This is a genomic window from Candidatus Zixiibacteriota bacterium, assembly GCA_035574315.1.
Classification (GTDB): domain Bacteria; phylum Desulfobacterota; class Binatia; order UBA9968; family UBA9968; genus DATLYW01.
Genome location: DATLYW010000016.1, coordinates 88652 through 114311, shown reverse-complemented (window position 1 = coordinate 114311; position 25660 = coordinate 88652). Strand labels below are relative to the sequence as shown.

24 protein-coding genes and 2 tRNA genes are annotated in these 25660 nt (G+C 63.3%); 15 read left to right on the top strand and 11 right to left on the bottom strand.

Annotated features, from left to right (window positions below; genetic code table 11):
• Both VNN77_05210 and aceE read right to left on the bottom strand, forming a co-directional pair.
• Entirely contained in the window at positions 1 to 1314 is a 1314-nt protein-coding gene (locus VNN77_05210; GenBank protein ID HXG50792.1) for a dihydrolipoamide acetyltransferase family protein, read from the bottom strand.
• Positions 1315 to 1340: 26 nt separating this feature from the next.
• A complete protein-coding gene (aceE, locus tag VNN77_05205; protein HXG50791.1) occupies positions 1341 to 4061 on the bottom strand; it encodes a pyruvate dehydrogenase (acetyl-transferring), homodimeric type in 2721 nt (906 codons plus the stop codon).
• Between the two features lie 64 nt (positions 4062 to 4125).
• On the opposite strand from aceE, the gene VNN77_05200 reads away from it, so the two are divergent.
• Positions 4126 to 4848, top strand: a complete 723-nt coding sequence (locus VNN77_05200) for a lipoate--protein ligase family protein (GenBank protein HXG50790.1) — start codon at positions 4126 to 4128, stop codon at positions 4846 to 4848.
• Between the two features lie 15 nt (positions 4849 to 4863).
• Here VNN77_05200 and VNN77_05195 read toward each other — a convergent pair whose 3' ends face one another.
• The 3 genes from VNN77_05195 to VNN77_05185 all read right to left on the bottom strand — a co-directional run bounded on the left by VNN77_05195 (position 4864) and on the right by VNN77_05185 (position 6430).
• Entirely contained in the window at positions 4864 to 5355 is a 492-nt protein-coding gene (locus VNN77_05195; protein ID HXG50789.1) for a hypothetical protein, read from the bottom strand.
• A gap of 241 nt (positions 5356 to 5596) precedes the next feature.
• Positions 5597 to 5673: transfer RNA gene (locus tag VNN77_05190), tRNA-Met, on the bottom strand.
• A gap of 37 nt (positions 5674 to 5710) precedes the next feature.
• Entirely contained in the window at positions 5711 to 6430 is a 720-nt protein-coding gene (locus VNN77_05185) for a metallophosphoesterase family protein (GenBank protein ID HXG50788.1), read from the bottom strand.
• A gap of 86 nt (positions 6431 to 6516) precedes the next feature.
• Here VNN77_05185 and VNN77_05180 point away from each other — a divergent pair, with 86 nt between their 5' ends.
• On the top strand, positions 6517 to 6918 hold the full coding sequence (locus VNN77_05180; GenBank protein ID HXG50787.1) for a hypothetical protein: 402 nt from the start codon (positions 6517 to 6519) through the stop codon (positions 6916 to 6918).
• A 15-nt stretch (positions 6919 to 6933) separates the two neighbouring features.
• Here the strand turns inward: VNN77_05180 and VNN77_05175 are convergent, their stop codons facing one another.
• Positions 6934 to 7956, bottom strand: a complete 1023-nt coding sequence (locus VNN77_05175; GenBank protein HXG50786.1) for a homoserine kinase — start codon at positions 7954 to 7956, stop codon at positions 6934 to 6936.
• A gap of 437 nt (positions 7957 to 8393) precedes the next feature.
• On the opposite strand from VNN77_05175, the gene VNN77_05170 reads away from it, so the two are divergent.
• The 3 genes from VNN77_05170 (at position 8394) to VNN77_05160 (ending at position 9574) form a co-directional block, all read left to right on the top strand.
• Positions 8394 to 8594 carry a cold-shock protein gene (locus VNN77_05170; protein HXG50785.1) on the top strand — a complete coding sequence of 67 codons (201 nt, stop codon included), beginning with the start codon at positions 8394 to 8396 and terminating at the stop codon, positions 8592 to 8594.
• Positions 8595 to 8735: 141 nt separating this feature from the next.
• A complete protein-coding gene (locus tag VNN77_05165) occupies positions 8736 to 9257 on the top strand; it encodes an NADH-quinone oxidoreductase subunit B (protein ID HXG50784.1) in 522 nt (173 codons plus the stop codon).
• A gap of 32 nt (positions 9258 to 9289) precedes the next feature.
• On the top strand, positions 9290 to 9574 hold the full coding sequence (locus tag VNN77_05160; GenBank protein HXG50783.1) for a hypothetical protein: 285 nt from the start codon (positions 9290 to 9292) through the stop codon (positions 9572 to 9574).
• On the opposite strand, the gene VNN77_05155 is transcribed toward VNN77_05160, so the two are convergent.
• Genes VNN77_05155 through VNN77_05145 form a run of 3 tightly spaced genes read right to left on the bottom strand, consistent with a single transcriptional unit; the run spans position 9571 to position 12158 of the window.
• On the bottom strand, positions 9571 to 10389 hold the full coding sequence (locus tag VNN77_05155; GenBank protein HXG50782.1) for a hypothetical protein: 819 nt from the start codon (positions 10387 to 10389) through the stop codon (positions 9571 to 9573). The genes VNN77_05160 and VNN77_05155 overlap by 4 nt on opposite strands.
• Before the next feature lies 1 nt (position 10390).
• The gene (locus VNN77_05150) at positions 10391 to 11116 is read right to left on the bottom strand and encodes a ubiquinone/menaquinone biosynthesis methyltransferase (protein ID HXG50781.1); all 726 of its coding nucleotides are present in this window, start codon (positions 11114 to 11116) and stop codon (positions 10391 to 10393) included.
• A 43-nt stretch (positions 11117 to 11159) separates the two neighbouring features.
• On the bottom strand, positions 11160 to 12158 hold the full coding sequence (locus VNN77_05145; protein ID HXG50780.1) for a polyprenyl synthetase family protein: 999 nt from the start codon (positions 12156 to 12158) through the stop codon (positions 11160 to 11162).
• 277 nt (positions 12159 to 12435) lie between these two features.
• Here VNN77_05145 and VNN77_05140 point away from each other — a divergent pair, with 277 nt between their 5' ends.
• A complete protein-coding gene (locus tag VNN77_05140) occupies positions 12436 to 13137 on the top strand; it encodes a urate hydroxylase PuuD (GenBank protein ID HXG50779.1) in 702 nt (233 codons plus the stop codon).
• Here the strand turns inward: VNN77_05140 and VNN77_05135 are convergent.
• On the bottom strand, positions 13111 to 13533 hold the full coding sequence (locus VNN77_05135) for a cytochrome c (protein ID HXG50778.1): 423 nt from the start codon (positions 13531 to 13533) through the stop codon (positions 13111 to 13113). The two genes, VNN77_05140 and VNN77_05135, sit on opposite strands and share 27 nt — an antisense overlap.
• Positions 13534 to 13703: 170 nt before the next feature.
• Positions 13704 to 13790, bottom strand: a tRNA-Leu gene (locus VNN77_05130).
• 79 nt (positions 13791 to 13869) lie between these two features.
• Between VNN77_05130 and VNN77_05125 the strand changes: the two genes are divergently transcribed.
• From VNN77_05125 to ggt, 9 genes are all read left to right on the top strand, one after another.
• Complete coding sequence (locus VNN77_05125) at positions 13870 to 14325, top strand: hypothetical protein (protein ID HXG50777.1); 456 nt, start codon at positions 13870 to 13872, stop codon at positions 14323 to 14325.
• A gap of 3 nt (positions 14326 to 14328) precedes the next feature.
• The gene (locus tag VNN77_05120; protein ID HXG50776.1) at positions 14329 to 17079 is read left to right on the top strand and encodes a valine--tRNA ligase; all 2751 of its coding nucleotides are present in this window, start codon (positions 14329 to 14331) and stop codon (positions 17077 to 17079) included.
• Positions 17080 to 17083: 4 nt separating this feature from the next.
• Entirely contained in the window at positions 17084 to 17935 is an 852-nt protein-coding gene (nadC, locus tag VNN77_05115; GenBank protein ID HXG50775.1) for a carboxylating nicotinate-nucleotide diphosphorylase, read from the top strand.
• On the top strand, positions 17925 to 18767 hold the full coding sequence (locus tag VNN77_05110) for a biotin--[acetyl-CoA-carboxylase] ligase (GenBank protein HXG50774.1): 843 nt from the start codon (positions 17925 to 17927) through the stop codon (positions 18765 to 18767). The genes nadC and VNN77_05110 overlap by 11 nt, the downstream gene beginning before the upstream one ends.
• Before the next feature lie 2 nt (positions 18768 to 18769).
• The gene (locus VNN77_05105) at positions 18770 to 19534 is read left to right on the top strand and encodes a type III pantothenate kinase (GenBank protein ID HXG50773.1); all 765 of its coding nucleotides are present in this window, start codon (positions 18770 to 18772) and stop codon (positions 19532 to 19534) included.
• Between the two features lie 59 nt (positions 19535 to 19593).
• Positions 19594 to 21708 (top strand): elongation factor G, encoded by a 2115-nt coding sequence (gene fusA / locus VNN77_05100; protein ID HXG50772.1) that lies wholly within the window; start codon positions 19594 to 19596, stop codon positions 21706 to 21708.
• Between the two features lie 233 nt (positions 21709 to 21941).
• Positions 21942 to 22970, top strand: coding sequence for an amidohydrolase family protein (locus VNN77_05095; GenBank protein ID HXG50771.1), 1029 nt, complete (start codon positions 21942 to 21944; stop codon positions 22968 to 22970).
• 19 nt (positions 22971 to 22989) lie between these two features.
• Positions 22990 to 24015, top strand: a complete 1026-nt coding sequence (locus VNN77_05090) for an amidohydrolase family protein (GenBank protein HXG50770.1) — start codon at positions 22990 to 22992, stop codon at positions 24013 to 24015.
• The gene (gene ggt, locus VNN77_05085) at positions 24012 to 25610 is read left to right on the top strand and encodes a gamma-glutamyltransferase (GenBank protein HXG50769.1); all 1599 of its coding nucleotides are present in this window, start codon (positions 24012 to 24014) and stop codon (positions 25608 to 25610) included. Before VNN77_05090 ends, ggt begins: the two co-directional genes overlap by 4 nt.
• Positions 25611 to 25660 lie beyond the last annotated feature (50 nt).

Here is a 25660-nt window from a genome sequence, read left to right as displayed (position 1 = left end):
TTATCTAGGCTCGACCTCGCTCTCGGGAAAGGACTCGAGCGCCGCCGTCACGTCGTTCAGAAAGCGCACCGCATCGGCGCCGTCGAGCACCCGATGATCGTAGGAAAGACAGAGCGGCAGCAGCGTACGGACGACGATCTCGCCGTCGCGCACGACCGGGGTGGGTTTGCCCCGGCCCACCCCGAGGATGGCCACCTGCGGGGCATAGACGATCGGCGTGAAGCAGCCGCCGCCGATGCTCCCCTGGTTGGAGATCGTGAACGTGCCGCCCTGCAGCTCCTCGAGCGAGACCTTGCGTTGTCGCGTTTTTTCCGTGAGCCGGAGGAGCTCGGCGGATAATTCCAGGAGGTTCTTCTTGTCCGCATCGCGCAGCACCGGAACGATAAGGCCCGCTTCCGTGTCGACCGCGACGCCGATGTGGTAATAGTCCTTGTAGACGATCTCGCCGGCCTCTTCGTCGATGCTCGAATTGACTCGCGGGTGCTTCTTCAGAGCCCCCGCCACGGCTTTGACAATGAACGCGGTCAGCGTCAAGCGCGCGCCCCGCTGATCGTACACGCTTGCGTACTTCTCACGGAGCGCGACGAGGCCGGTGATGTCGCAGTCGCCGAACTGGTCGATTTTCGGGACCGTGGTCCACGAGGCGGCCATGCGCCGGCTTACCGTCCGCCTGAGCGCCGACAGCCGCTCGCGCCGCACCGGCCCCCATTTCTCGAAGTCGACGACGTCCACGGCGGCCAGCCGGGAGGGAGCAGAGTCCGCGTGCGGGCGCGCCGGCGCCTGGCGTGCCGTCTCTTCGAGGCGTCGAATGTACTCGCGCAGATCCGCGAAGGTAATACGGCCGCCGCGCTCGCTGCTCTGCACCCGGGTGAGGTCGATGCCGAGCAGGCTCGCGATCCTGCGAACGGCGGGGGCGGCGGGGGGAGGCAGGCCGCCGGCGGCCTCGCGGCGGTAATTCTCTTGGGCGGGTTCCCGGCGGGCCGGGGCGGCGGGGGAAGGGCGCCGTGGCAGGGTCCTGCTGGGTCGCTCCGTCGTCGCACCCGAGGCCGGTGCGCGTTCGCGGCTTCCAGCACCGGCTTCCGCCACCGCGGCGATCGAGATCAAGACCTGGCCGACGGTTACCTCCATGCCCTCCCGGACGTGGATCTTGGTGACGGTTCCGGATTCGGGCGCGGGAATGGAGCCGACCGCCTTCTGGGTTTCGAGCTCCATGATGGGCTGGTCTTTGACGATCTGTTGCCCCTCGGAAACGAGGATGCTCACCACCGTCCCCGATTCTACACCTTCAGCGAGCTGCGGAAGCCTGACGTCCATCCTGGTGCTCTCGAATCGAGCCGGTTTTACAAGTGGAAGGGAAACGGCTTCTCGGGATCGACTCCGAGCCGCTTGATGGCGCCCTCGACCGTCCGGGCGGGCAGCGATCCTTTCTGGTAGAGGGCGTAAAGCGTGGCGATCACGATCATGGCGGCGTCCACTTCGAAAAAGCGCCGCAGGCGAGCGCGAGTATCGCTGCGGCCGAAGCCGTCGGTTCCCAGCGTGGCAAGCCCTCCCGGAACCCAGGGGGCGATCTGATCGGGAACGATCTTCATGTAGTCGGAGACGGCGACGAAAACGCCTTCCTCGTTCTGCAGCAGGGACTCCAGATAGGATTTCTTCTGGGGCGCCGCCGGGTGGAGCATGTTCCACCGGCGCGTGCGCAGGGCGTCGCCGCGCAGAAGCTTGTAGCTGGTCGCGCTCCAGACGTCGGCCGACACATCGAACTGCTCGGCCAGAATCTCCTGCGCGACGAGCGCTTCGCGGATCAGCGGGCCGCTGCCGAAGATATGGGCCTTGTGGCTTCTGCCCTTCTGCGCGGCCTTGAATCTGTAGAGGCCCTTCAGGATACCTTCCTCCACGCCCGGCGGCATTTCGGGCATCTCGTAGCTTTCGTTGTAGAGCGTCAGGTAGTAAAACCATTCCTCGCCGTCGGCGTACATGCGGCGGATGCCGTCGTGAACGATCACGGCCAGCTCGTATGCGAAGCCGGGATCGTAGGTGAGCAACGTCGGGATCGTGCTCGCGAGGATATGACTGTGCCCGTCCTGGTGCTGCAACCCTTCGCCGTTCAGCGTGGTCCGCCCCGCGGTGGCGCCGAGCAAAAAGCCTTTCGCCTTGATGTCTCCGGCGGCCCACATGAGGTCGCCGATGCGCTGAAAGCCGAACATCGAGTAGTAGAAGTAAAACGGGATCATGTTGATCCCGAGATTGGCATAGGCCGAACCCGCCGCGATGAACGACGACATCGCCCCGGCTTCCGTGATTCCTTCCTCGAGGATCTGGCCGTCCTTGGCCTCGTTGTAGTAGAGCAGCGTCTCCCGGTCGACCGGCTCGTAGAGCTGGCCTTTCGGGGAGTAGATGCCGATCTGCCGGAACAGGGCATCCATGCCGAAGGTTCGCGCTTCGTCGGGGATGATCGGGACAATGCGCTTGCCGATCTCTTCATGGCGCAGCAGCTTGCCGAGCATGCGAACCATCGCCATCGTCGTCGACATGGTATGCTGCCCTGAGCCCCGGGTGAACTCCGCGTAATACGAAGCGTCAGGGACCTTCAAAGGCGCAGCGACCACCTTTCGCTGCGGCAAGAAGCCGCCGAGCTGTCGGCGGCGCTCGAGCAAATAGCGCGTTTCCGGACTGTCGAGCGGCGGCCGATAGAACGGGGTCTCCACGACCTCCTCGTCCGCCAGCGGGATATCGAAGCGCGTCCTGAACTCGCGCAGCTCGCGCTCATTGAGCTTCTTTTGCTGATGCGTGACGTTACGCCCTTCACCCGCCTCGCCGAGACCGTACCCTTTGACGGTCTTGGCGAGGATCACCGTGGGCGAGCCGCGGTGCTCGACTGCGGCCTTGTAAGCCGCGTAGACCTTCTTCGGGTCGTGGCCGCCGCGCAGCAGCTTTCGGATCTGCTCGTCGGTAAGGTGATTGACCATTTCGAGCAGCTCGGGATATTTGCCGAAAAAGTGCTTGCGCGTATAGCTTCCGGGCTCGACGGAGTATTTCTGGTAATCGCCGTCGACCGCCTCCTCCATCCGCTTGAGCAGCAGTCCCTTGTGGTCGGCCTGGAGAAGAGGATCCCAGTCGGAGCCCCAGATGACCTTGATGACGTTCCAGCCCGCGCCGCGAAACAGCGCCTCGAGTTCCTGGATGATCTTGCCGTTCCCCCGAACCGGACCGTCGAGCCGCTGGAGGTTGCAGTTCACGACCCAGATCAGATTGTCGAGGTTCTCGCGCGCGGCGAGCGTCAGCGCTCCGGAGGCCTCGGGCTCGTCCATCTCGCCGTCCCCGGCGAAACACCAGACCCGCGGCTCCCGGCCATCGAGCAGGCCCCGGCTGCGGAGGTAGCGGTTGAAACGGGCCTGATAGATGGACATGATCGGCGCAAGCCCCATCGAAACGGAAGGAAACTGCCAGAACTCCGGCAGGAGATAGGGGTGCGGATACGAGGGGAGGCCGCCGACCGGTGACAGCTCCTGACGGAAATGGTGCAGCTTCGGAGCGTTGATGCGCCACTCGACGTAGGCACGCGAGTAGATTCCGGGCGACGCATGGCCCTGGAAGTAGACCATGTCCGCGATCCCGCCGTCGTCGCCGCCGCGCAGGAAATGGTTGAACGCGACCTCGTACAGCGTCGCGCAGGACGCGTACGTGGAGATATGTCCCCCGATGTCGGGATGGAGCCGGTTCGCCTTGACCACCATGGCCATCGCGTTCCAGCGCACGTAGCTCTTGATCCGCCTCTCGATTTCCCGATTGCCAGGGTAGGGAGGTTCCTTTTCAGCTGGGATCGTGTTGATGTAGGGCGTGTTGACCGTGTAGGGGATGTTGAGCCCGGACGCGCGCAGGCGCGCGATCAACTCGTCGAGCAGGAGCGCCGCCTGCTCGGACTGTTCGTTTCTCAGGATGTACTCGAGGATGTATTCCAGCGAAGCGAGCCACTTCCGCCGGTCCTCCTGGCTCGGCTTGGAATTCGGCCGACCTCCCTCGATCGCCGCGCCGTCGGGCGGATCTTTTCTTTCCGCTTCCATTCCGGATTTCTCCCTACTATGGTGACAGCAGACAACAAAACGGAAGCAAAATCAACACAACTCGATGGAATATCTCGATCTGAGCTTCTCCGATCCCGCGCGAAATCTCGCCTGCGACGAAGCGCTGATCGAGTGGTGCGAGGCTGACGCGAGCCGTTGCGGCGTCCTCAGACTCTGGGAGGCGCCGAGCTACTTCGTCGTGCTCGGCCATTCGAGCCGCATGAGCGCCGACGTCGACGCCGAGGCATGCGCCCGGCGAGGCGTTCCGATCCTGCGCCGCGTGAGCGGCGGCGGCACGGTTCTCCAGGGACCCGGCTGCCTCAACTATGCTCTCGTCCTGAGCTACGCGGCGGATGGCTCGCTGGCGACGATCGGCGATGCGTTCCGCTTCGTGCTCCGCCGTCACGCGGAGCTCTTCGAGCGGCTTGCCGGAACGCGAGTTGCCGTCCAGGGGACCAGCGACCTGACCGCGCACGGGCGGAAATTTTCGGGAAACGCCCAGTACCGCAAACGGCGCTGCGCTTTGATTCACGGCACGTTTCTCCTCGATCTCGACGTCGAAATGGTGGAAGCCTGTCTGCGGATGCCTTCCCGCCGGCCTCCCTACCGGGGCGACCGCGACCATCGCTCCTTTCTCGGGAACCTTGGCCTCCCCGCCGCGGAGGTCCGGGAAGGGCTGAAGCGTCTCTGGGATGCCCGCGAGCCGCTCATCGCCGTTCCGTATGCAAGGATCGACGAGCTGGCCGAGCGCCGTTACCGGCAGCACGCCTGGTCGTTCAAGTATTGACGCTCGCTCGGGGCGCTAGGCCTCTCCGCGAGCCCTTCGGCGGCGCCGCAGGTACATGTGCACCGCCCGGTTGTAGAGCTCATCGACGGTGAACGTATCGCGCGCGGACCGGCGGCCGGACCCGTGCTCGTAAACGACCGTCGCGGAATGAGCCGACAGCCAGACGGTCGGTTTTTCCGCCTGCTTGCGGTCAAGGTGGTCGCCGATCACCCTGAGAAGTTGCGAAACCTGGTAAGCGTTGGGGGTTTCCTGGCTCTTACCGCGCCGGAGGCGCCCCTGGATGTCGAGCCACAGAATCGTCGAGAAGGAATAGGAGAGAGACGTTTTCGGCTCCGCGGGGGGCGCCGAGGCGGAATCGGAGGTTCGAGACGCGAGGATCGCGCTGAGAAATTTCCGGATCGAACTTTCGCGCGAGGGCGGCGGAGCCATCGTGCTTCGCGCCGGGTGGATCAGATACTGATGGCCTTCACTGCGAAGCTCGAACGTGTCGATTCCCAGAGATTCCAAGGACTGCCCGATTGCCCTGAAACACTGAGCGTGGGAGAGGTTTGCAGGCAGCATTGGGATTGCTTCGAGTCGCGCCCACTGTGCCACCGGGAACTTCCCGGTGTCAAACGAAAAACCTTCGCCCGAGGAAGCGGGGAGAGCATCGAGGGGCGCCCGTCGCAGCGGAGGAAGCTAACGTGGAAAAGGCAGCGCTCGTTGGGCTGCGCGAGGCCGGAGGACGCCGCGCCGGCCTGGAAAGGAATGGTGGCGGTGGAGGGAGTCGAACCCACGACGCCGCGGATATGAGCCGCGTGCTCTGACCAGCTGAGCTACACCGCCACGCAGGAAGTTAAACTAAGCTGCCTTCGATAAAACTTCAAGGCGCCCGACGAACCCGCCCGCCCCACTTCGACCCGACGGCGGTTCGCCGGATCTTCCTGCCCCCGCGCTCGATCTGGATGAGAACCTTTTTCTCGATTTCCAGACAGCTGAGCTTGTTGCCGTACACCAGCCCCGTATCCAGGCCGATTTTGTAGGGAAGATCGAAAAACACCTCCTGTGTCGGGGTATGGCCGAAGAGGACCGTATAGGGCAAGCAGTGGGGGTTGCGAATGAACTCGGCGCGAATCCACAACATGTCGGCGATGCTCTGATCCTCCAGGGATTTTTGCGGGTGGACGCCCGCGTGAACGCAAAGAAACTCGCCGGTAATGTAATAAGGGCGCAGTGTCTTGAAGAACTCGATATGATCGGGCGGAAGGCGCGCAGCGGCGAGCCCGGCTTCGGTCGGGGAGATGTCGTAGCTCCAGAGAGTGGCGATGCCGCCGTTGTACAGGAACGCGTCGCCGTGCTCGCCGGGCAAGCCGAGATAGGCCATCAACATGTCCTCGTGATTGCCTTTCAGAAAAACGGTGTCGCACAGCGCCGACTTGCGGAGATCGAGCAGATAGGAGACCACGCCTGCCGAATCCGGTCCCCGGTCGATGTAATCCCCGAGGAAAACGAGGCGATCGGACGCGCCCGGATTGAGCTGCTCGACGAGGCGGCGTACCTCGTTCAGGCAGCCGTGAATGTCGCCGATCACATAGCAGGCCATGATGACGGCATCCTAAGCCGGCCGGCGCGCCGGCGCAACCCGAGGCGAAATTGACCGGCTGGCGGGCTTTTGGTAACCTCGCTTGCGTGAAAGCGCGGGACCTCTACTCCAGCTATGTGCTGATCGCCGGGATCGTCGCCTTGATCATGGGCATCGGCAATTGGGCGGTCGGAGCGGTGGAAACGGCCAAATACCAGGCACTCTTGCAAAAGACTACGCCAACGGGGCTGGAGGAAAGCTATCGCAGCTTTCAGGAGCTAGACCACCAGAAAAACGAAGAGGTGCTGCGTAGGATCACGGAAGACCGGGAGAAATACAACGCGGCCCGCGTCAAGCTCAACTTCTTTTACATCGTGCTGAACGGAGGGCGCTGGATGTTTCTCCTGGGAACCATGCTGACGCTGGTGGGGGTGATGCGCTCGATTCGGCACGACAGCCGTGTGAAGATCGGTAAGCTCGAGCAATCTCCCAGGGATTCGGTCGCGTAGACAGAAAAGGAGCAGCTATTTCGACGGTTTCGACTTCTGGTATTTGCGGTAGTCGTAACCGGTCGCCATGGCCAGCAGGATGTCCTCCATGCCCCCGCTTTTCTCCCTTCGAAGGATCAAGAGCCGGTCGTAGAATTCCTTGAAGTCCTTGTAGATCCGCTGGCTGTCGTCGGCCTTGCGGAGATAGAAGTCCTTGATTCGCGTTACCGTGAATCTCAACGCGGAGAAGCGCAGCTCGTTGGGAAAGGAATCCCACTCCGGCAGCGAAAGCGGCCGGAGAGTTTCGTAGCCAGCGATCAGGGGTTCGAACCGCTCGATGCGATACCGTCCGTCCAGGAAGCAAAGGGCGTTGACCGCGGTCGCAAGGTCGTAGATCAGTTTCCCCCGACAAGCCGCTTCGAAATCCAGGACGCCGGTCAGGCGATTGCCCTTGAACTTGACGTTATCGGGGAATAAATCGCCGTGAATGATACCCTTCGGCAGATTATTGTCGAGATAGTTCTCGAGGTACGAAAATTCGTCGTCGAGCACCCGCACGATATTCTTCAAATGGGCGGGCAATTGCCGTCGCGCTTCGCGGTAGATGGCCAGGATACGGTTGAAGCCGAAGCGGTTCTCGATGCCTTTCTTGTACCCCCTGCCGATCAGGTGGAGGTTGGCGAGCGCGTTGCCCATCAGGCTCAGGTGCGCCGGGGTGAGTGATTCGTTCGGCAACTCCACCCCTTCGAGGTAGCGGCTGACGGTGACGATTTTTCCTTGAATCTCGACGTAAAACCTACCCGTCTTGGTCTTGATCGGCTGCAGGCAAGGGAAGCCCTGCTTTTTCAGATAAAACAGGAGATCGAGCTCCTGCTTGACCTCCAGTTCTCCCTTGACCTCATCGATCTTGACGAAAAAACGCCCCCGCTTGGTCTCGAGGAGATAATGGGTGTTGACCGAGCCGTTCCGGATCCCCGTATACGACGTGAGATCGCCCAGCAGAAACTCGTCAGCGATCCACGCGGCTTCTTTCTTGGTGAGGGGTGTATAAATGGCCATCGCTCAAGGACCAAGCTAACTACGCTAAATCTAATGGAAAAATTAACCGAAGTCAATAAAAAAATGTTCTCGCGTCCATAATCCGGCAATCACCGGTCAATAGAAAAGTAAAAACAATACCTTACATCTGCTCAAATCCTGGGCAAGACGCGCCCAACCCCGTCCCGCACCCCATGCTCCGGGGCGGCTCGGAAGGGCCTTTGAGCGTGTCCGGATGGTCGGACCGGGAAACCCCGCCGGGTGCGGCGAGCAAATTTCTTCTTGACAAGAGCGCGGGGGTTTCACTAATGTCCGTTCCCGGACAAAAACGGACCCGCCCCAGCTTTCTCCTGGTGGTCATCGCGCCGGCTCGCGACGGATGTGCGCGGGGAGCGGTCGGGGGAGGGGGATGGTCCGATGAAAATCGCGCACTAAGCATGGAGCGGGAGGTTCGATCGATGCCAACCGGCAGGGTCAAGTGGTTCAATAACTCCAAGGGCTATGGCTTCATCGAGAAAGAGGGCGGGGGGGACGTATTCGTCCATTACACTGCCATCGAGGGAGAGGGGTTCAAGACTCTCAACGAAGGACAGGTCGTCGAGTTCGAAATCGCCCAGGGCGAAAAAGGGCCCCAGGCCGTAAAGGTCGTAAAACTGTAACTCCATCCACCTGAAGCCCCGCCCGAAGACTGTTTCAGGCCCTCGGGCTTTTTTCCCTGGAGAGACACGCCGGCGGCCGTTTCGGTTCGCCCTGGCGCGGTTGAGCCCGGGGGCGAAAAATAGTAGCCTCAAATTGCTGACATGAATACGCAAAGCCTCGGCCAAAAGGATAGGTTCGGGCCGGACAAGCTGCTCGCCGAGACGGTGGTCCTCACCAGGCTGGACAAGGCGATCGGCTGGGCGCGGAAGTACTCTCTTTTCCCGTACCCGTTTGCTACCGCCTGCTGCGCCATGGAATACATGTCGCTTTCCATGTCTCCCTATGACATCGACCGATTCGGGGCGCTCCTGCCGCGGTTCAGCCCGCGTCAGGCCGATTTGTTCATGGTCATCGGGACGGTCAATCACAAGCTCGCTCCGGTCCTGAAAAGAGTTTACGAGCAGATGTCGGAACCGAAATGGGTCATGGCTTTCGGGGCATGTGCCTCCAGCGGAGGCTTTTACGACAACTACGCCACGGTCCAGGGGATCGACCGCATCATTCCGGTCGATGTCTATGTTCCCGGCTGCCCGCCGCGACCGGAAGCGGTCCTCGACGGACTCATGGAGCTGCAAAAAAAGATCGCCAGCCGGAAGCATCCTCTCGGCGGGCGCAACCTTTGACGCGCCGCCGATTATCGGAGGCGTCGCGGAGTATGGACGAGGAGAAGTCGGATCTCGCGACTCGAGACTGGTTTCACCGCGGGGTGATCACAAAGCTGTTCCCGTCGAACAGCACCGGCGTGGTCAGGACGGAAAGCGGGCGCGAGATCCCGTTTTCTTACGATTTCGTGATCCTGTGCGGGGCTGCCAGGTCCACCGCGGATCTGAAAGAGGGCGAACCGGTCGGCTACGATCTGGGCTGGACGCCGAGCGGGCTCAGGATTACCAAGATCAAGACTTATCCCCGATCTTCCGGCGAAACCGAAAACCCCGGCTAAAACGGTAGCGAAGTCAACGCCAGCAACTGCTTTCCGAGGATCTCCCCGACAAAAACCCCTAGCAGGGCAATATAAAAAAGTCCGGTCGCGGCCATGGTGTGGGGAATCAAAAGGGTTTTCCAGATCATCCACGAGAGGAACAAAGGCGCTGCCTGACCGACGAGGAAGCGGGCGGCGAGCAGGAGGGGATGGCTCTCCCAGGCCCGCGCTATAGCCGCGGCGGTACCGCCCCCGGTCGCAAGAAACAGGAGGCCGCAAAGAACCAGGAAGCCGGTTTGGGTGGCGAGGCTTTTTACAAAGAAGCGGAAGATACGGACGAAAGGCTCGATGCTCTGGCCTGTATCGATCAGGTACCAGTGGCCGATAAGCATACCGACCGTGACGCTCCCGAGCAGCAGGGCCGACAAAACGAAGCTCACGGGGTAGATCAGGCTCTCCAGCGACCAGACCGGACCGCGGGCGAATGAGCCGGCGCTCAACGCCAGCGCGGCAGTCCCGCTGAGGATGGCGGTGGAAAAGCTTCGGGCGCGGAATAGCGGCCTCTCGAGCCAAAGGGAAACCAGATAGCAGACAAAGGCGGCGACGAACAACGCGTCGAGGATCAGCGCAGCGCCCCCGTCGCGCAGGGGTTCCCGGGCTCCCAGGTAAAGCGAGACCCGTCCTCCGAAACTGAACAGGGCCATCACCAGAAGAACCGCGCCCGTGGACTTGTAAAACGCCCGGTCGAGCTCGTGGAACGGAGTGGCGGCCAAGGCGAAGAGTCCGCCGAGCGCCAGCTGGTGAAAGAAGATCAGGAACGTGACCGAAAATTCCATGTCAAGGGGCGGAGGGCTTCCGGGCCGCGTGGAGGCAAACGGCGCCGCAAAGGAATTTTTTCAGGCTCACTGACTCAAAGCCGCTCTCGATCATTCTCCGGCTCACCGCTTCCGGAGGATCGAATCGTTTCACGGATTCCGACAGGTACCGGTAGGCCCCTGCGTCCGCGCTGATCAGCGCAGCGATTCTCGGCATTAACCGGTGAAAATAGACTCCGTAAAGGCCCGTGAAGAGAGCGTTGTCCGGCGGAAACATGTCCACAGACACGAGCGCCCCGCCGGGTTTAAGCACACGGAAAGCCTCAGCGAAAAACAGCCCGAGGTCGGAAACGTTTCTGAGGACGAAAGCCGACATGACCCCGTCGAATACCCCGCCGCGAAACGGGAGTGCCAGGCCGCTGGCCTGAACCAGGCGGACTTTCTTCCGGCTTGCGGCCCTCGGTAGCTTCGCCCGAGCGCGCTCCAGCATCCGTGCCGAAAAGTCGAGCGCCACAACGCAACCCTCGCTGCCAAGCCGGTCGGCGGCGGCGAAGCTCAGATCTCCGGTGCCCGCCCCGACATCGAGCAGGCGCTCCCGGCCGCATCGGATCAGCGCGGCGACCGCATGCCGGCGCCAGCGCTTGTCCAGACGCATGCTGATGATCCGGTTCAGCAGATCGTAGCGATCCGCGATCCGGTCGAACATGGTCCGGACGGCGGGGTCGCGAACGTCACCGGGGGCAGGCATGGTTGCGCGAGGATCCGAAGACCAGGCTATCCCGGAAGGGACATCAGAAATCGCGCTCGATCATCAGCTGCACGAGCCTCTTCAGGCCGTTGCGATAGAGCGACGGCGGAAACTTCCGCACCGATTTCAACGCCTCTTCGGCGTACTTGCGGGACATCGATCTCGCCTGCTCGATCGCGGAGCTGGCCCGGATGTTTTCGAGAGCGTCCGCGATCTGACTTACCGTCGGGTGCGGGCTTTCGAAAGCCGCGCGGACGGAGTCCTGTCCGCCGCGGAGGGCGAGGATGATCGGCAGTGCGGGGTTGCCGTCCAGCAGATCCATGCCGGTGGGTTTTCCCAGAAGCTCCACGTGCCCGACGACGTCGAGGATGTCGTCGATCATCTGAAAAGCGATGCCCATGTTCAGGCCGTAGCGCTCGGCCTCGTGAATCATGGCCGGCTCGGCGCCGGCCATGTAGGCACCCACCTTGGCTCCCGTCTGGAACAGGGAGGCCGTTTTTCGGGTGACGATTTCGAGATAGTTCTTCAGGGTCACCGAGCGGTTGCGGTTGAAGTATCCCTGGAGGATTTCCCCCTCGGTAAGCTGAGTACATGCGTCGGCGGTCCACTGGACGACGGTTTCGTCGAACTTGCCCGCGAACTCAAACGCTTTGATGAAGAGAAAATCGCCGGCCACCAGCGTCGATTTGAGGCCGTACTTCTTGTAAGCCGAGATCTTGCCGCGGCGGGTTTCCGCGCCATCGATGATGTCGTCGTGGAGCAGGGTAGCGGTGTGAATCAGCTCGATCGCGGTGGCGATCTCGACGATGTCGCGCGTGTTCTTGCCGCCGAAAGCGAGGAAAGCGAGCACCGTGACCATCGGCCGCACCCGCTTCCCACCGCCGAGGATCAGATGCGCGGCGATGTCCGTGAGGGTGCGCTCCCGGGACTGAATGGCACGAACGAGGTTCTGTTCGACCAGGTCCAGCTCTCGGGCAACCGAGGAAAAAGGATCCGCGGAGCTTCGGTCCGGGGAAATTCTTCGCTGGCTTTTGGGAAGCAAATCGGAGGCGTGCTCCAACTGGTCTGGTATGGGCCCGTGAATTCGCCGAGCGGCCCTTCGGGATTCAGCAGGGAACATGGCATAGTTCGGTAATGAGGTCAAGCGGATTACCGGCAAGGAAGTCTGTACTCCGGAGCACGCAAAGCGCCGGAGTTTTCACGGGAAAAACGCCGTGGCGGCCGGTGTTTTGTCTTGACAAAAAGGAACGGGAGCTAATATAAAACGCCAATCGGCCGTCGGCCGGACCAGAGAGATTCGTCAGGGGAAGGAGGAGGTCATGCAAGAAGTTACGTTGTTTTTCCTGCGGTGGATTCATTTTTTGGCCGGTGTGACCTGGATCGGGATTCTTTACTATTTCAATTTCGTTCAAACCCCGTTTTTCGCGGAGACCGAGGCATCCGTAAGAACCGGGGCGATTCAAAAGCTCGTTCCACGTGCTCTGTGGTGGTTTCGATGGGGTGCGATGTTCACCTTCCTCGCCGGCCTTCTGATCTACGTGATCCGGATGGGCGAAATGGGCGCCAGCCTGTTTTACAACTCGTCCTACGGAGTCACCATCACGGTCGGCGGGCTCATCGGCACGATCATGTTCCTCAACGTCTGGCTGGTAATCTGGCCCAACCAGCAGATCGTGATCGCTTCGGCGAACCAGGTCGCTCAGGGCGGACAAGCCCTTCCCGCAGCCGCCGGCGCCGGACGCCGGGCAGCTTTAACTTCCAGGACCAACACCGTCTTTTCGATTCCGATGCTCTTTTTCATGGGGGCCGCGAGCCACTATCCGTCCCTGGTTTCCCCCGGTGCGTCCAAGGGGCTTTTCTGGATCATCACGCTGATCATCCTGGCAGCGATCGAGTACAATGCGCTGGTAGGCACGCAGGGGCCGACCAAAAAACCGCTCGATACGGTTTCGGGGACTCTGTGGGTGGGTTTTCTCCTGACCGGGATTCTCTTTCTACTGGCGCTGGGCCTGCTCTCCTGAAGGGGATTGGAGGTAGGCCGCGAGATAAGGAACCTCGGATTTCAAAAACGGGAAAGTTGGCATGACCCGCGTATTTCGCTTGGGCTTGTAGCCCGGCGGGTACTCGGTGCGCAGGACTCTCGCCTCCAGCAGCTCCAGGGACGAGCCGCTGATCGCCGGCCCGATGGGGCCGTCCCGGGAAGGGTCGTTGTTGTGGCAGGCCACGCAATTCGCCACGTATACCGCGCGGCCTTTTGCCCAATCGCTGCTCGGCGCGGTCGGCCCGCCCTCTCTTGAGCAAGCGGAAATCAACAGACCGAGGACCGTGAGAAGAGCGGCCGCAGCGGCTAACCGTCGCGCTGGCCCCGCCGGGGGAAGCGGGACCGCCGAGGATGCTTGCTTGCAAGAGCTGCGCACGGGCTTGAAGCGACGTTCGACCACGCCAACCTACCTGCGATCAGATCGCGGCGTTTTCCCGTTCGCGGCGGCAACGCGGTCGCCGATCACGGAACAAAGGCAGCCGGCCGGAGACCCGGAAGGAGGCTGTTAGAGAAAGTTGGGCTTGTATGCTAAAGATTTACTTCGGTTGGTGCGAAAGGGGGGAATCGAACCCCCACGGGTGTTACCCCACAGGATCCTGAATCCTGCGCGTCTACCAATTCCGCCACTTTCGCGCCGCGTGTTTCGTTCGCCTAACAGCATTTTCTAGCTTGGGGTCTGCGGGTTGTCAAGCTGGAATCGCCCGCCGAGCACATGAGCAGAATTCTCGTGATCGAACCGGATGCGATGCTGCGGTACGCGATCGCGTCCTGTCTGGCCGCCGAGCATGACGCGCATACCGCGAGCGCGCTGCCGGCGGATCGGGAGGCGTTCGGCGGTTACGACGCCGTGATCGTCGGGGCCGGAGCGCTGAGGGAACCGGAACTGGGCGAGCGACTCCGCCCAGCCATTCCAGAGCACGTCCCGGTCATCTGGGTCGGCGATGCCCGGACGGGGAATGCGCCGGGACCGGACCAGGCCGTGGTGCTGGAAAAGCCGCTCGACCGGGAACATCTGCTTTCGGCGGTCGCGCGAGCGCTCGCCTCTCGAGAGAAAACCGGCGGCCCGGGGTCGGCGGCCGAGAGGCGTGAAAAGGAAGAGATCATCGAGCTCGTCGAGGTCGTCGAGGAAGCCGGAAGCGGCAGTCAACGGGGGAGAAGACCGAAATAGCCCATGGAGCTGTCAAAAACCTACAGTCATAAACAGGTCGAGGCCAAGTGGTACGAGCACTGGATGCGCCTGGGCGTATTCGAGCCGGCGGAGGGCAAAGCCGGTTACTACTCCATGGTGATTCCACCCCCCAACGTAACCGGCTCGTTGCACATGGGCCACGCGTTGAACAATACCCTTCAAGACATCCTGTGCCGCTACAAACGGATGGACGGCCTGAGCGTCCTTTGGGTTCCGGGCACCGACCACGCGGGAATCGCGACCCAGAACGTCGTCGAGCGCCGGCTGGCGGCCCGGGGTCTGACGCGTCAACAGCTCGGTCGGGAGAAATTCATCGAGGAAGTGTGGTCCTGGAAACGGGAGGCCGGGAGCGTGATCCTTCAGCAGCTCAAGGCCCTGGGCGTTTCCTGCGATTGGAAGCACGAGCGGTTCACGATGGACGAGGGTCTCTCGAACGCGGTGCGCGAGGCGTTCGTGCGGCTGTGGGAGGACGACCTTCTCTATCGAGCGGAACGGCTCGTCAACTGGTGCCCGCGGTGCAAGACCGCACTGGCGGACATCGAGGTCGTGCACGAGGAAACGGCCGGCTCTCTCTGGTACATCCGCTATCCGTTCGCCGACGACCCCGGGGAATGGCTGGTGGTCGCAACCACGCGCCCGGAAACGATGCTGGGCGACACGGCTGTCGCAGCTCATCCGGACGACGAGCGATACCGCCGATTCGCGGGCCGCAACGTCCGGCTGCCCATCACGGGGCGGGTCGTGCCGCTGCTCTTCGACGCTTACGTCGATCCGGCTTTCGGCACCGGGGTGTTGAAGATCACCCCGGGCCACGACTTCAACGATTTCGAGATCGGCGCGCGCTTCCATCTCGACCGGATCAGCATCTTCGACGCCGACGCGAGGATCGACGGCGCGGCGTTCACCGCTCGAGGCGAGAGCGGAGACTGGATCTCGCGTTATCACGGCCGGGATCGGTTCGAGGCGAGGCGTCAGATCGTCGAGGAGTTGCGCCAGCAGGGTCTGCTCGAGAAGGTGGAGGAGTATCGGCTGGCGGTGGGGCGTTGCTATCGCTGCCAGACCGTGGTCGAGCCGTACTCGACGCCGCAGTGGTTCGTCCGCGTCAAGCCGCTGGCCGAGCCGGCGATCCGCGCGGTGCGCGACGGGCGAGTCCGGATTTTTCCCGAGGGCTGGAGCCATTCTTATTTCGCCTGGATGGAGAACATCAAGGACTGGTGCATTTCCAGGCAGATCTGGTGGGGTCACCAGATTCCGGCATGGTACTGCCGGACCTGCGACGCCGAGAACATCCTCGACGACGGACGGAGCGGCACGATGCTGGGGAAAAGCGCACGTCCGATCGTTGCGCGCCTCGCCCCGTCCGCGTGCCCGCGTTGCGGCGGCAGCGAGCTGATTCAGGACCCCGATGTTCTGGACACCTGGTTCTCTTCGGCTCTATGGCCGTTTTCCACGCTCGGATGGCCGCAGGACACCGAGGATTTCCGCCGCTACTACCCCACCTCAGCCCTGGTCACCGGCTTCGATATCCTGTTTTTCTGGGTCGCGCGCATGATCATGATGGCGCTCAAGTTCACGGGCGAGGTTCCGTTCCGGGAGGTCTACATCCACGCTCTGGTGCGCGACGAGCTGGGACAGAAGATGTCGAAATCGAAGGGCAACGTAATCGATCCGCTCGAGGTCATGGAGCGGTACGGGACCGATGCTTTTCGCTTCACCCTGGCGGCGATGGCGGCCATGGGGCGGGACATCAAGCTGGCCGAGGAGCGCATCGCGGGATACCAGAACTTCGTTAACAAGCTGTGGAACGCAGCCCGCTTCGTCCTGATGAACGTTGGCGCCGAGGGGCCGGATGTTGCGAGAGAGGAGGATCTTGGCGCCGCGGAGCGCTGGATTCGATCGCGGCTCGCCGCTACGATCCGCGCGGCGCGGGAGGCGCTCGACAGCTACCGGTTCAACGATTACGCCAACGCGCTTTACCAGTTCACCTGGCACGAGTTCTGCGACTGGTACATCGAGATGAGCAAGGTGCCGCTGGGCGGAGACCGCGAGGCGGCGTCGAGAGCCAGCCGAGCGATCCTCGTCGAGGTCCTCGAGCAGATTCTGCTCCTGCTCCATCCGGTCATGCCGTTCGTGACCGAGGAGATCTGGCAGAGCCTCAGAAGGCGAAGGGGCCTTTCCGACCACCGGGAGACGATCATGGTCCAGCCTTATCCGCGGGTCATCCCGGAGCGGATCGACCAGGAGATCGAGCGCGAGATGGAGTTCGTCACCGGCGCGATCCGGGCCATCCGGAACTTGCGGACCGAAACGAACTGCCCTCCCGGGCGGGAGGTCCGCGTCTCGTTCGCCGGGCCGGCCGACGAGCTGCGGCTGCTGCGGCGGTACGAGCCGTACCTGCGCGCTCTCGCGCGCGCCGTATGGGCGCCAGCCGAGCCGGGGGCCGAGCTCAAAAACGCGGCCGCGGCCGTGGTGGGCTCCACGCAGATCTTTGTTCCCCTGGGCGACCTCGTGAATATCGCGGAGGAAAAAGCGCGCCTGATGAGGGAGATACGAAAGCTCGAGGCGGAGCTCGACCGCGTTCGGAAGAAGCTTGCCAACCGGGAGTTCCTGGCGAAGGCCAGGCCGGATGTGGTCGAAAGCGAGCGCGACAAGGCGGGGCGCTACGGGGAGAAGCTCCGCGCGCTCAACCGGAGTCTGGAACGACTGGGCGCCGCCGCGGAAGAAAGGAGCTAGGCGTATGGATATCCTTGTAAGCCCCCAGATCGAGCGGCTGATACGGGACGCTCTGGACGAGGATATCGGCGCGGGCGATCTGGCGACGATGGCGACGATCTCGGCGGATTGCCAGGGAAAGGGGCTGTTTCGCGCAAAAAAGAAGGGGGTGGTCGCCGGGCTGGTGCTGCTCGACCGCATCTTCTACTTCATCGATCCCAAGGTGGTGGTTCGCCTCTTTACCAAGGACGGAACGCCGGTCGACGAAGGGACCGTAGTGGCGGAAGCCGAGGGGCCGGTCCGCGCGTTGCTGCTCGCGGAACGAACGGCGCTCAATTTTCTCCAGCGTCTTTCGGGAACCGCGACGCTGACCCGCAAATACGTGGAGGCGGTCAAGGATTTTCCGTGCAAGGTGCTCGACACGCGGAAAACCACTCCGGGGCTCAGAACGCTCGAAAAATACGCGGTCAGGATGGGAGGCGGGACCAATCACCGCATCGGCCTCTACGACGCGGCGCTGGTCAAAGACAACCATATCGAGGCCACCGGCTCGATCGCCGAAGCCGTGAAGGCTGTCCGGCGCCACGCGCCGTTCATGGCCAAGGTGGAGGTCGAGACAAGCAATCTGGCGCAGGTTCGGGAAGCGGTCGAGGCCGGCGCCGACGTCATCATGCTCGACAACATGTCGATCGCCGAGATGACCGAAGCGGTTCGGCTGGTCAACAAGCGCGCGTGGGTGGAGGCATCGGGGGGGATTACCCTGGAGAACATCCGGCAGGTCGCAGCCACGGGCGTCGATTTCATCTCCTCCGGCGCGCTCACCCATTCCGCGCCGGTGGTCGACTTCAACATGAAAATCACGATGCATGGGCGCTGAACGTTGGCCCGGCGTCGCTGCTCCGGGAGATCCGCTCGACGTCTCGAGCCTCGCGGCCGGAGCTCTGGGGACGCGGCGGCTGGGCAGGAAAATCCACTATTTCTCGGAAATTTCATCGACCAACGCGTGGGCGCGGCGGCTCGCCGAGATGGGCGCAGAAGACGGCGAGATCGTCATCGCCGAGGGGCAAACGCAGGGCCGGGGGCGACTGGGCCGCAGCTGGGTGTCGCCGCCTTTCTGCAACCTCTATTTCTCGCTCGTGCTGCGCCCGCGGCTGGACCCGGCCCATGCGGCGCAGCTGACGCTGACCGCAGCGGTGGCCGTGACGGACAGCCTGGCCGCGTTCATGCCGGTCACTCCGGAGATCAAATGGCCCAACGACGTCCTCGCGGGAGGCAAGAAGCTCGCCGGCATCCTGACTGAGTCGTCGTGCCGTTCCGATCGCGTGGATTTCGTGGTGCTCGGAATCGGCGTCAACGTGAATTATCCGACGGAAGCGATGCCCGAAGCCATTCGCGAGCGGGCGACCTCGATCATGGCGCAGAACGGCTCGGCCGTCTCCCGTGAGCGGCTGGCGCAGAGATTGATTCAGGACCTCGACCGGTGCTATGGAGAACTCCAGGATTCGGGCTTCGCCGGCATCGCCGCCCGTTGGGAGGAGCGTTTCTGGCTGCGGGGCCGAACCGTTCGCGCCGTGATGCTCGAGGAGACGGTGGTGGGGCGGGCCCGGGGCATCGATGCCGAAGGCGCGTTGCTGCTGGAGGAGGCGTCGGGAACGATTCGGCGAGTGCTGGCAGGGGACGTGACTCCCGTCGAGGACGGTGCCGCATAGCCATGCTGCTTGCGATCGACATCGGCAACACCAACATCGTTCTCGGCCTCTACGACGGCAGAAATCTGATCACGCACTGGCGCCTGGTCACGGCGGATCGGACCGCCGACGAATACGGCGTGCTGATCGCGCAGCTGGTTTCCTGGGAGGGATTCCGGTGCCAGCAGGTCGACGCCATCGCGGTTTCCTGCGTGGTCCCTCCCATGGTCGGCGTGACCCACGAATGGGCGGCCAAATTTTTCAAGCGCGAGCCGCTTTTCGTCGGGCCGGGGATCAAAACCGGCATGCCGATTCTCTACGACAGCCCCAAGGACGTGGGAGCGGACCGCATCGTCAACGGCGTCGCCGCGTACGAAAAGTACCGCGGGCCCTGCATCGTCGTCGACTTCGGCACCGCAACCACCGTGGATTGTATCTCGAAAAAGGGAGAATATCTCGGAGGGGCGATCGCACCGGGGCTCCTGATTTCCCTGGAGGCCCTGGTGCAGCGGGCCTCGAAGCTGCCGCGAATCGAGATCGTCCGGCCGAAAGAGACCGTCGGGAAAAACACCGTGCAGTCGATCCAGGCGGGCATCTACTATGGATACGTCGGGCTGGTCGACGGCATCGTCCGGCGCATGCAGCGAGAGCAGGGAGCACAGGCCAAGGTGGTCGCCACGGGGGGGCTGGCGCCGCTTCTCGCCTCGGAGTGCGAGACGATCGACGAGGTGGACGAGTTCCTGACGCTGGACGGCCTGCGGATCATCCACGAGAGAAACTCGACGTGAGGGGGGCGCGATCGGGGTAGACAGGCGGCGGTAAGGACACTTGCAGGGAGACTTGCGTTATGGCTACCGCGGAGCTGGACAGGTTGCGAATCGTGGGACTTCTCGGGCAGGGAGGCTGCGGGAAGACGTCTCTCGGCGAGGCGATGCTGTTCGTCGCCGGAGCCACCTCGCGGCTGGGAAAAGTCCAGGACGGAACGTCGGTCCTCGATTTCGAGCCGGAGGAGACGAAACATCTCACGTCGATCTCGACGGCGTTTCATTCCCTGGCGTGGAAAAAACACCCGATGCAGCTGGTCGACACGCCCGGTTACGCCGCGTTCCTGGTCGATACGATTAACTGCGTGCGGGCGTTCGGCGGGGCGATCTTCGTGCTGAACCCGTCCGTCGGCTTGCGCGTGGAGTCGGAGCGGTTGTGGGACCGGGCGAACGAGGTGGGCGTGAGCCGGCTGCTGTTCGTGGCCAAGATGGACCACGAGCCCGCCAACGTGGGCGAGCGGCTCAAGCCGCTCCTCGACGGGCTGGAGGCGAAAGGCGTTCCGCTCCAGATCCCGATCGGGTCGCAGGGTCAGTTCCAGGGCGTGATCGACCTGCCCTCGATGCGGGCCTGCGTCTACGAAGGCGACACGGGCAGATTCACGGAAGGGGAGATCCCGCCGGAGCTGGCGGACGCGGCCGCGGAAGCGCGGCAAAAGCTCGTCGAGAGCGTCGCCGAGCTCGACGACGCGTTGCTGGAGAAATACCTCGACGGCGGAGAGCTGTCCGAGGAGGAGCTGAAGCAGGCGATCCGCTCGGGAACGTGCCAGGGAAAGATCTTCCCGATCCTTTACGGCTCGGCGGCGCGCCTGATCGGCGTCGTTCAGCTGCTCGACGCCGTGGTGGATTATCTGCCGTCGCCGCTGGACGAGAGGGAGCCGGAAGGGAAAGAGCCGACAAGCGGAAAGCCGGTCAAAAGGAAAATGGATCCGGCCGAGCCTTTTTCGGCCTACGTCTTCAAGACCATCATCGACCCGTTCGCCGGCAAGCTTTCGGTGATGCGGGTGATGTCGGGACGGGTCGCTTCCGACACGAGCTGTTACAACCCGGGAAAGCAGAGCCGGGAAAAAATCGGCCATCTGTTCCGGCTCGAAGGCAAGCGGCAGGAGGCCGTCAAGGAGGCGATCGCGGGCGAGATCGTGGCGGCGGCGAAGCTCAAGGACGTCGCCACGGGAGACACGTTGTGCGATGAAAAGGCCCCGATTCAGTATCCGGGAGCCGTGCACTTCGCGCCGGTGATTTCTTTCGCGCTGGAGCCGAAGTCCAAGGCGGACGAAGAGAAGGTTCCGCAAGGGTTGCAGCGCATGATGGAAGAGGATCCGACCATCGAGGTCCACCGGGACGAAGAGACGCGCGACTTCATTCTCTCCGGGATGGGGCAGCAGCACGTCGAGATCATCGTCGAGAAACTCAAGCGGAAGTACGGCGCCGAGGTCGTGCTGAAGGCGCCCAAGGTTCCCTACAAGGAAACCATTCGGGCGACCGCGAGCGCCCAGGGTAAGCTCAAGAAGCAGACGGGCGGGCGGGGCCAGTACGGCGACACCTGGTTGAAGGTGGAGCCGCTGCCCCACGGCAAGGGCTTCGAGTTCGTCGACCAGATCGTCGGCGGCGCCATCCCGCGGAATTACATTCCCGCGGTGGAGAAAGGGGTTCGCGAGGCGATGGCCGCAGGCTATCTGGCGGGTTATCCAATGGTCGACATCCGCGTGACGCTCTACGACGGCTCGTATCACGACGTCGACTCCTCGGACATGGCGTTCAAGATCGCCGCGTCGATCGGGTTCAAGAACGCCGTGGAAAAAGCCAAGCCGGTCCTGCTCGAGCCGATCATGAACATCGAGGTCACCGTGCCCGAGGAATGCATGGGCGACGTGATCGGCGATTTGAACAGCCGCCGCGGCAAGGTCCTCGGGGTGGACAGCAAGGGGCACAACCAGATCATCAAGGCGAAGGTCCCGATGGCGGAGGTTTTGAAGTACGCTCCCGACCTGCGCTCGCTGACGAGCGGCCGGGGCGAGTTTCAGCTGGAGTTCTCCCACTACGAAGAAGTGCCGCCCCACCTGGCGGAGAAGGTGATCAAGGAGGCCAGGGCGCGTCAGGCGGGGGAGCAGCACGGCGAGAGCAAAGCTTCGTCTCATTGAGGGTGCGGTCTTATGGAGAGGACCTTCGAGCAATTCAACGCGGCCTTGCTCTATTGCGACCGGTGCCGCAAGGCGATGCCCGTCCGACAACGACTGCTCCTCGTCCTGCCGGACGGCGAGCTGTACGACTATACTTGCCAGGGCTGCAACCAATCGGTCGGCTCGAAGACGGAGAAGGGCGGGGCGACGGCGTTGCGCTCGCAACGCGGGGTAAAACCGGGAGGTGGTTTAGCATGACGGTGATCGACGCCGACGCGCACGTTCTGGAGAGCGAGCACACGTGGGATTACATGCTGGAATCGGAGCGCGCGTGGAAGCCGCGCATCGTTCCGACTCCGGACGACCCGGACTCCGGAGGCGAGAGCTGGCTGATCGACGGCCTCACCCTGGGCAAGGCGCGCAACGTCGGTCGCGAGATTGCGCGCGAGTCCAGGGAGATGGAAGATATCCGCGCGCGGCTCCGTCACATGGATGAACTCGGCATCGACGTCCAGGTGCTCTATCCGACGATTTTCCTGCGGCCGTACACCCGCAAGCCCGAGCTGGAGCTGGCGGTGACGCGGAGCTACAACCGCTGGCTGATCGACATCTGGAAGAGCGCGCCGGACCGGCTGCGGTGGGTGGCGGTGCTGCCGCTGCTGTCGATGGACCAGGCGCTGCGCGAGGCGCGCTTCGCCAAGGAGAACGGCGCCTGCGGCATTTTCATGCGCGGGCTCGAAGCCGATCGCAGGCTGAGCGATCCGTATTTCTTCCCGCTCTACGAGGAGGCGGGGCGGCTCGATCTTCCCATCTGCGTCCATTCCGCCACGGGAAGCTTCGCCGTCCACGATTTCTTCAGCGACGAGTGCGGCTTCTGCAAGTTCAAGCTGGCGGTCGTAGGGTCCTTTCACAACCTGATCTACAACGACGTGCCGAAGCAGTTTCCCAAGACGCGTTTCGCGTTCATCGAGGTGAGCGCGCAGTGGGTGCCCTACGCGCTGCACGATTATGCCCGACGTTCTTTGCGCCGGGGGCGCACCGTGGATCAGGCGAGCGTGCTGCGGGAGAACCGTATTTACGTGGCGTGCCAGACCGACGACGATCTTCCGTACGTGCTCAAGTACTGCGGCGAGGACACGCTGGTGATCGGCACCGATTACGGGCACAATGACACCTCATCCGAGATCGAGGCGCTGCGGCGCCTGAAATCGGAAGCCGGCCTCGAGCCGCGGATCGTGGACCGGATCCTGGGCGACAATCCACGGGCCCTCTACGCCCTCTGACCGCGGCGGGGAGCCATCGATGATCATCGATTTCCAGGCGCACGTTTTTCCCGAAACCTACATCGCCGAGCTGCACCGAGCCGACGGCGCAGTGGTGCTCGAGGACCCCGATCCCGACAGCGGCATGAGCTACTTTTACGACAAGAAGCTGGGATGCCGCATCAACACGGCGACGTTCCAGGGACGGGACTGGGAGAAGCGGCTGGCGCACATGGATCGCCTGGGGGTCGACGTGCACGTCCTGAGCGTCCCGGCTCCGGGAGCCGACCGTTTCGAAGGCGAGACCGCCGTCCGGCTCGCCCGGACGGCCAACGACGCCATCGCGGACGCGTGCCGGAAGTATCCGCGGCGCTTCGTCGGCTGCTTCACGCTGCCGACATGCTCGATCCCGGACTCGCTCGACGAGCTGGAGCGGGCGGTGAAGGAGCTGGGGCTGAAGTGCTTCGGGTGCTACTCCAATCTCAACGGACAGCCGCTCGATCGCGAGGAGCTGTTTCCCATCTACGAGCGGCTGGCGCGCTATCGATTGCCGGTCTATATCCATCCGACGGCCCCGCTGTCGACGGCAGCCACCGGGATCGACATCATGCCCACTCTGATCTTCGGCTGGGCCTTCGACAGCACGGTGGCGATGACCCGGCTGGTCTACGGGCGGGTGGTCGAACGGTTTCCCGAGATCCCCTTCGTCGTCGCGGACGTCGGCGGCGTGCTGGCTTTCTTCGCGCAGCGGGCCATCAATATATACACGGGGAGGACGGAAGAGATCCGCCGCCGCTACGGGCTCCGGGAAAACCCGCTGGATCTGTTCCGGCGCTTCTACGTCGATACCGCCGATCATCCCGCCTCCACGCTCCGCTGCGTGTACGATTTCTTCGGACCGGACCGGCTGGTGCTCGGCACCAATTACCCGTACGGTCCGGAGGAAGGGTGCCTGCTGGTGAAGAACAGCCTGCGCGCCGTCGACGAGCTGGGGCTGGACCATGCCGCCCGGGAAAAGATTCTCGGCCGAAACGCGGCACGGATTCTCGGCTTGGAAGCGACATGAAGTTTGCCAAGGCAGCCAGACCGCTGGTGATGGGCCGGAACGGGGTCGTCTCGTCCGGCCACCACCTCGCTTCGCTCGCGGGGCTGAAGGTGCTGCAAGAGGGCGGCAACGCCGTGGACGCGGCGCTGGCGGCCGCTTTCGTGATGACCGTGGTGCGGCCGGAAACCTGCGGGCCCGGCGGCGACCTGTTCGCTCTGGTCGCCATGAGGAGGAGCGGCAAGGTCGAGGCGCTGAACGCGAGCGGACCTGCGCCGGCGCGAGCGAGCATCGAGCACTTCCGCGAGCGGGGGTTGCGGGCGATTCCCGTAGCGGGGCCTTTGAGCGTCGCCGTGCCGGGAGCGGTCGACGGCTGGCTCGAGCTCCATCGCAGGTACGGTACGAAGGATCTGGCGCGCCTGACGGCGGACGCGGTGGCGCTCGCGGCCGGCGGCTTCCCTGTCCATCAGGAGCTCGTGGAGCGCATTGCCGAGTTCAGCCGGGACTTTCCCTGGATCGAGCGGGTTTATCGGCAGCCGCTCGGCGAACTGCGGCCCGGGAAGATCCTGCACCAGAAAGGTCTCGGCGAAGTCCTCGCGCTCATCGGGCGCGAAGGGCGCGCCGGGTTTTACGGCGGGCGGGTGGCCGAGACGATCTGCAAGACGGTTCAGGCCGAAGGCGGCCTCTTGTGCGAAGAGGATTTGCAGCGTCCGGTGGCGCAGTGGCTCGAACCTCTGAGCACGCGGTACCGGGACTGGGTGGTTTACGAGCAGCCGCCTGTTTCGCAGGGCTTCATGGTTCTGGAGATGCTGAACCTGATCGAGCCGTGGCCGCTCCATCTGGGCACGATGGATCGGGCGGAGGTCATTCATCTCCAGGTCCAGGCGAAAAAGCTCGCTTTCGAGGATCGAATCCGGTACCTGGAAGACCCCGCATTCGGCGAGCCCAAGGTCGGGATGCTGATCTCCAAGGAATACGCGGCCGAGCGGCGGGGCGCGATGATGCAAGCGCCGACACCGCGGGCATCGGCGGTCGCGTCGGCTTCGGACACCACGTTTCTCTGCGCCGTCGACCGCGACGGAAACGCGATTTCACTGATCCAGAGCATTTTCGCCCCGTTCGGGTCGCGCGTGATCGGCGGGGATACGGGGGTGATCCTGAACAACCGGCTGTGCAGTTTCGGGCTGGATGCGGGAAGAGCGAACGCGCTCTGCCCCGGGAAGCGCCCGGCGCACACGCTGAACACCTACATGGTTTACCGTGACGGCGAGTTTTTCCTGGCGGGAGGGAGCCCGGGAGCCGATGATCAACCCCAGACCAATCTGCAGATCCTGCACAATATCCTTGACCGGGAAATGGATCCGCAAACCGCGGTGGAGGCGCCGCGGTGGAGCCACCAGCCGGGGACGCCGCCGCGCCACGAGCTGCCCGAGGAGCTCAAACTGGAGCAGGGGTTCGCGCCGGACGTGATCGAGGGGCTCAAGCAAAGAGGCTATCCGGTATCCGTCGTGGATCGCTGGTCCTTCGGCAGCGCCAAGATCGTCCTGCGCGATCCAGCCACGGGGACATGGATGGCGGGCGCCGATCCGCGCAGAGAGGCGTACGCCCTGGCCTGGTAGGAGCGGCCTCAGCGTCTCGCCGCCGTCATGGCGAGGCGCCGGCCCGGGAC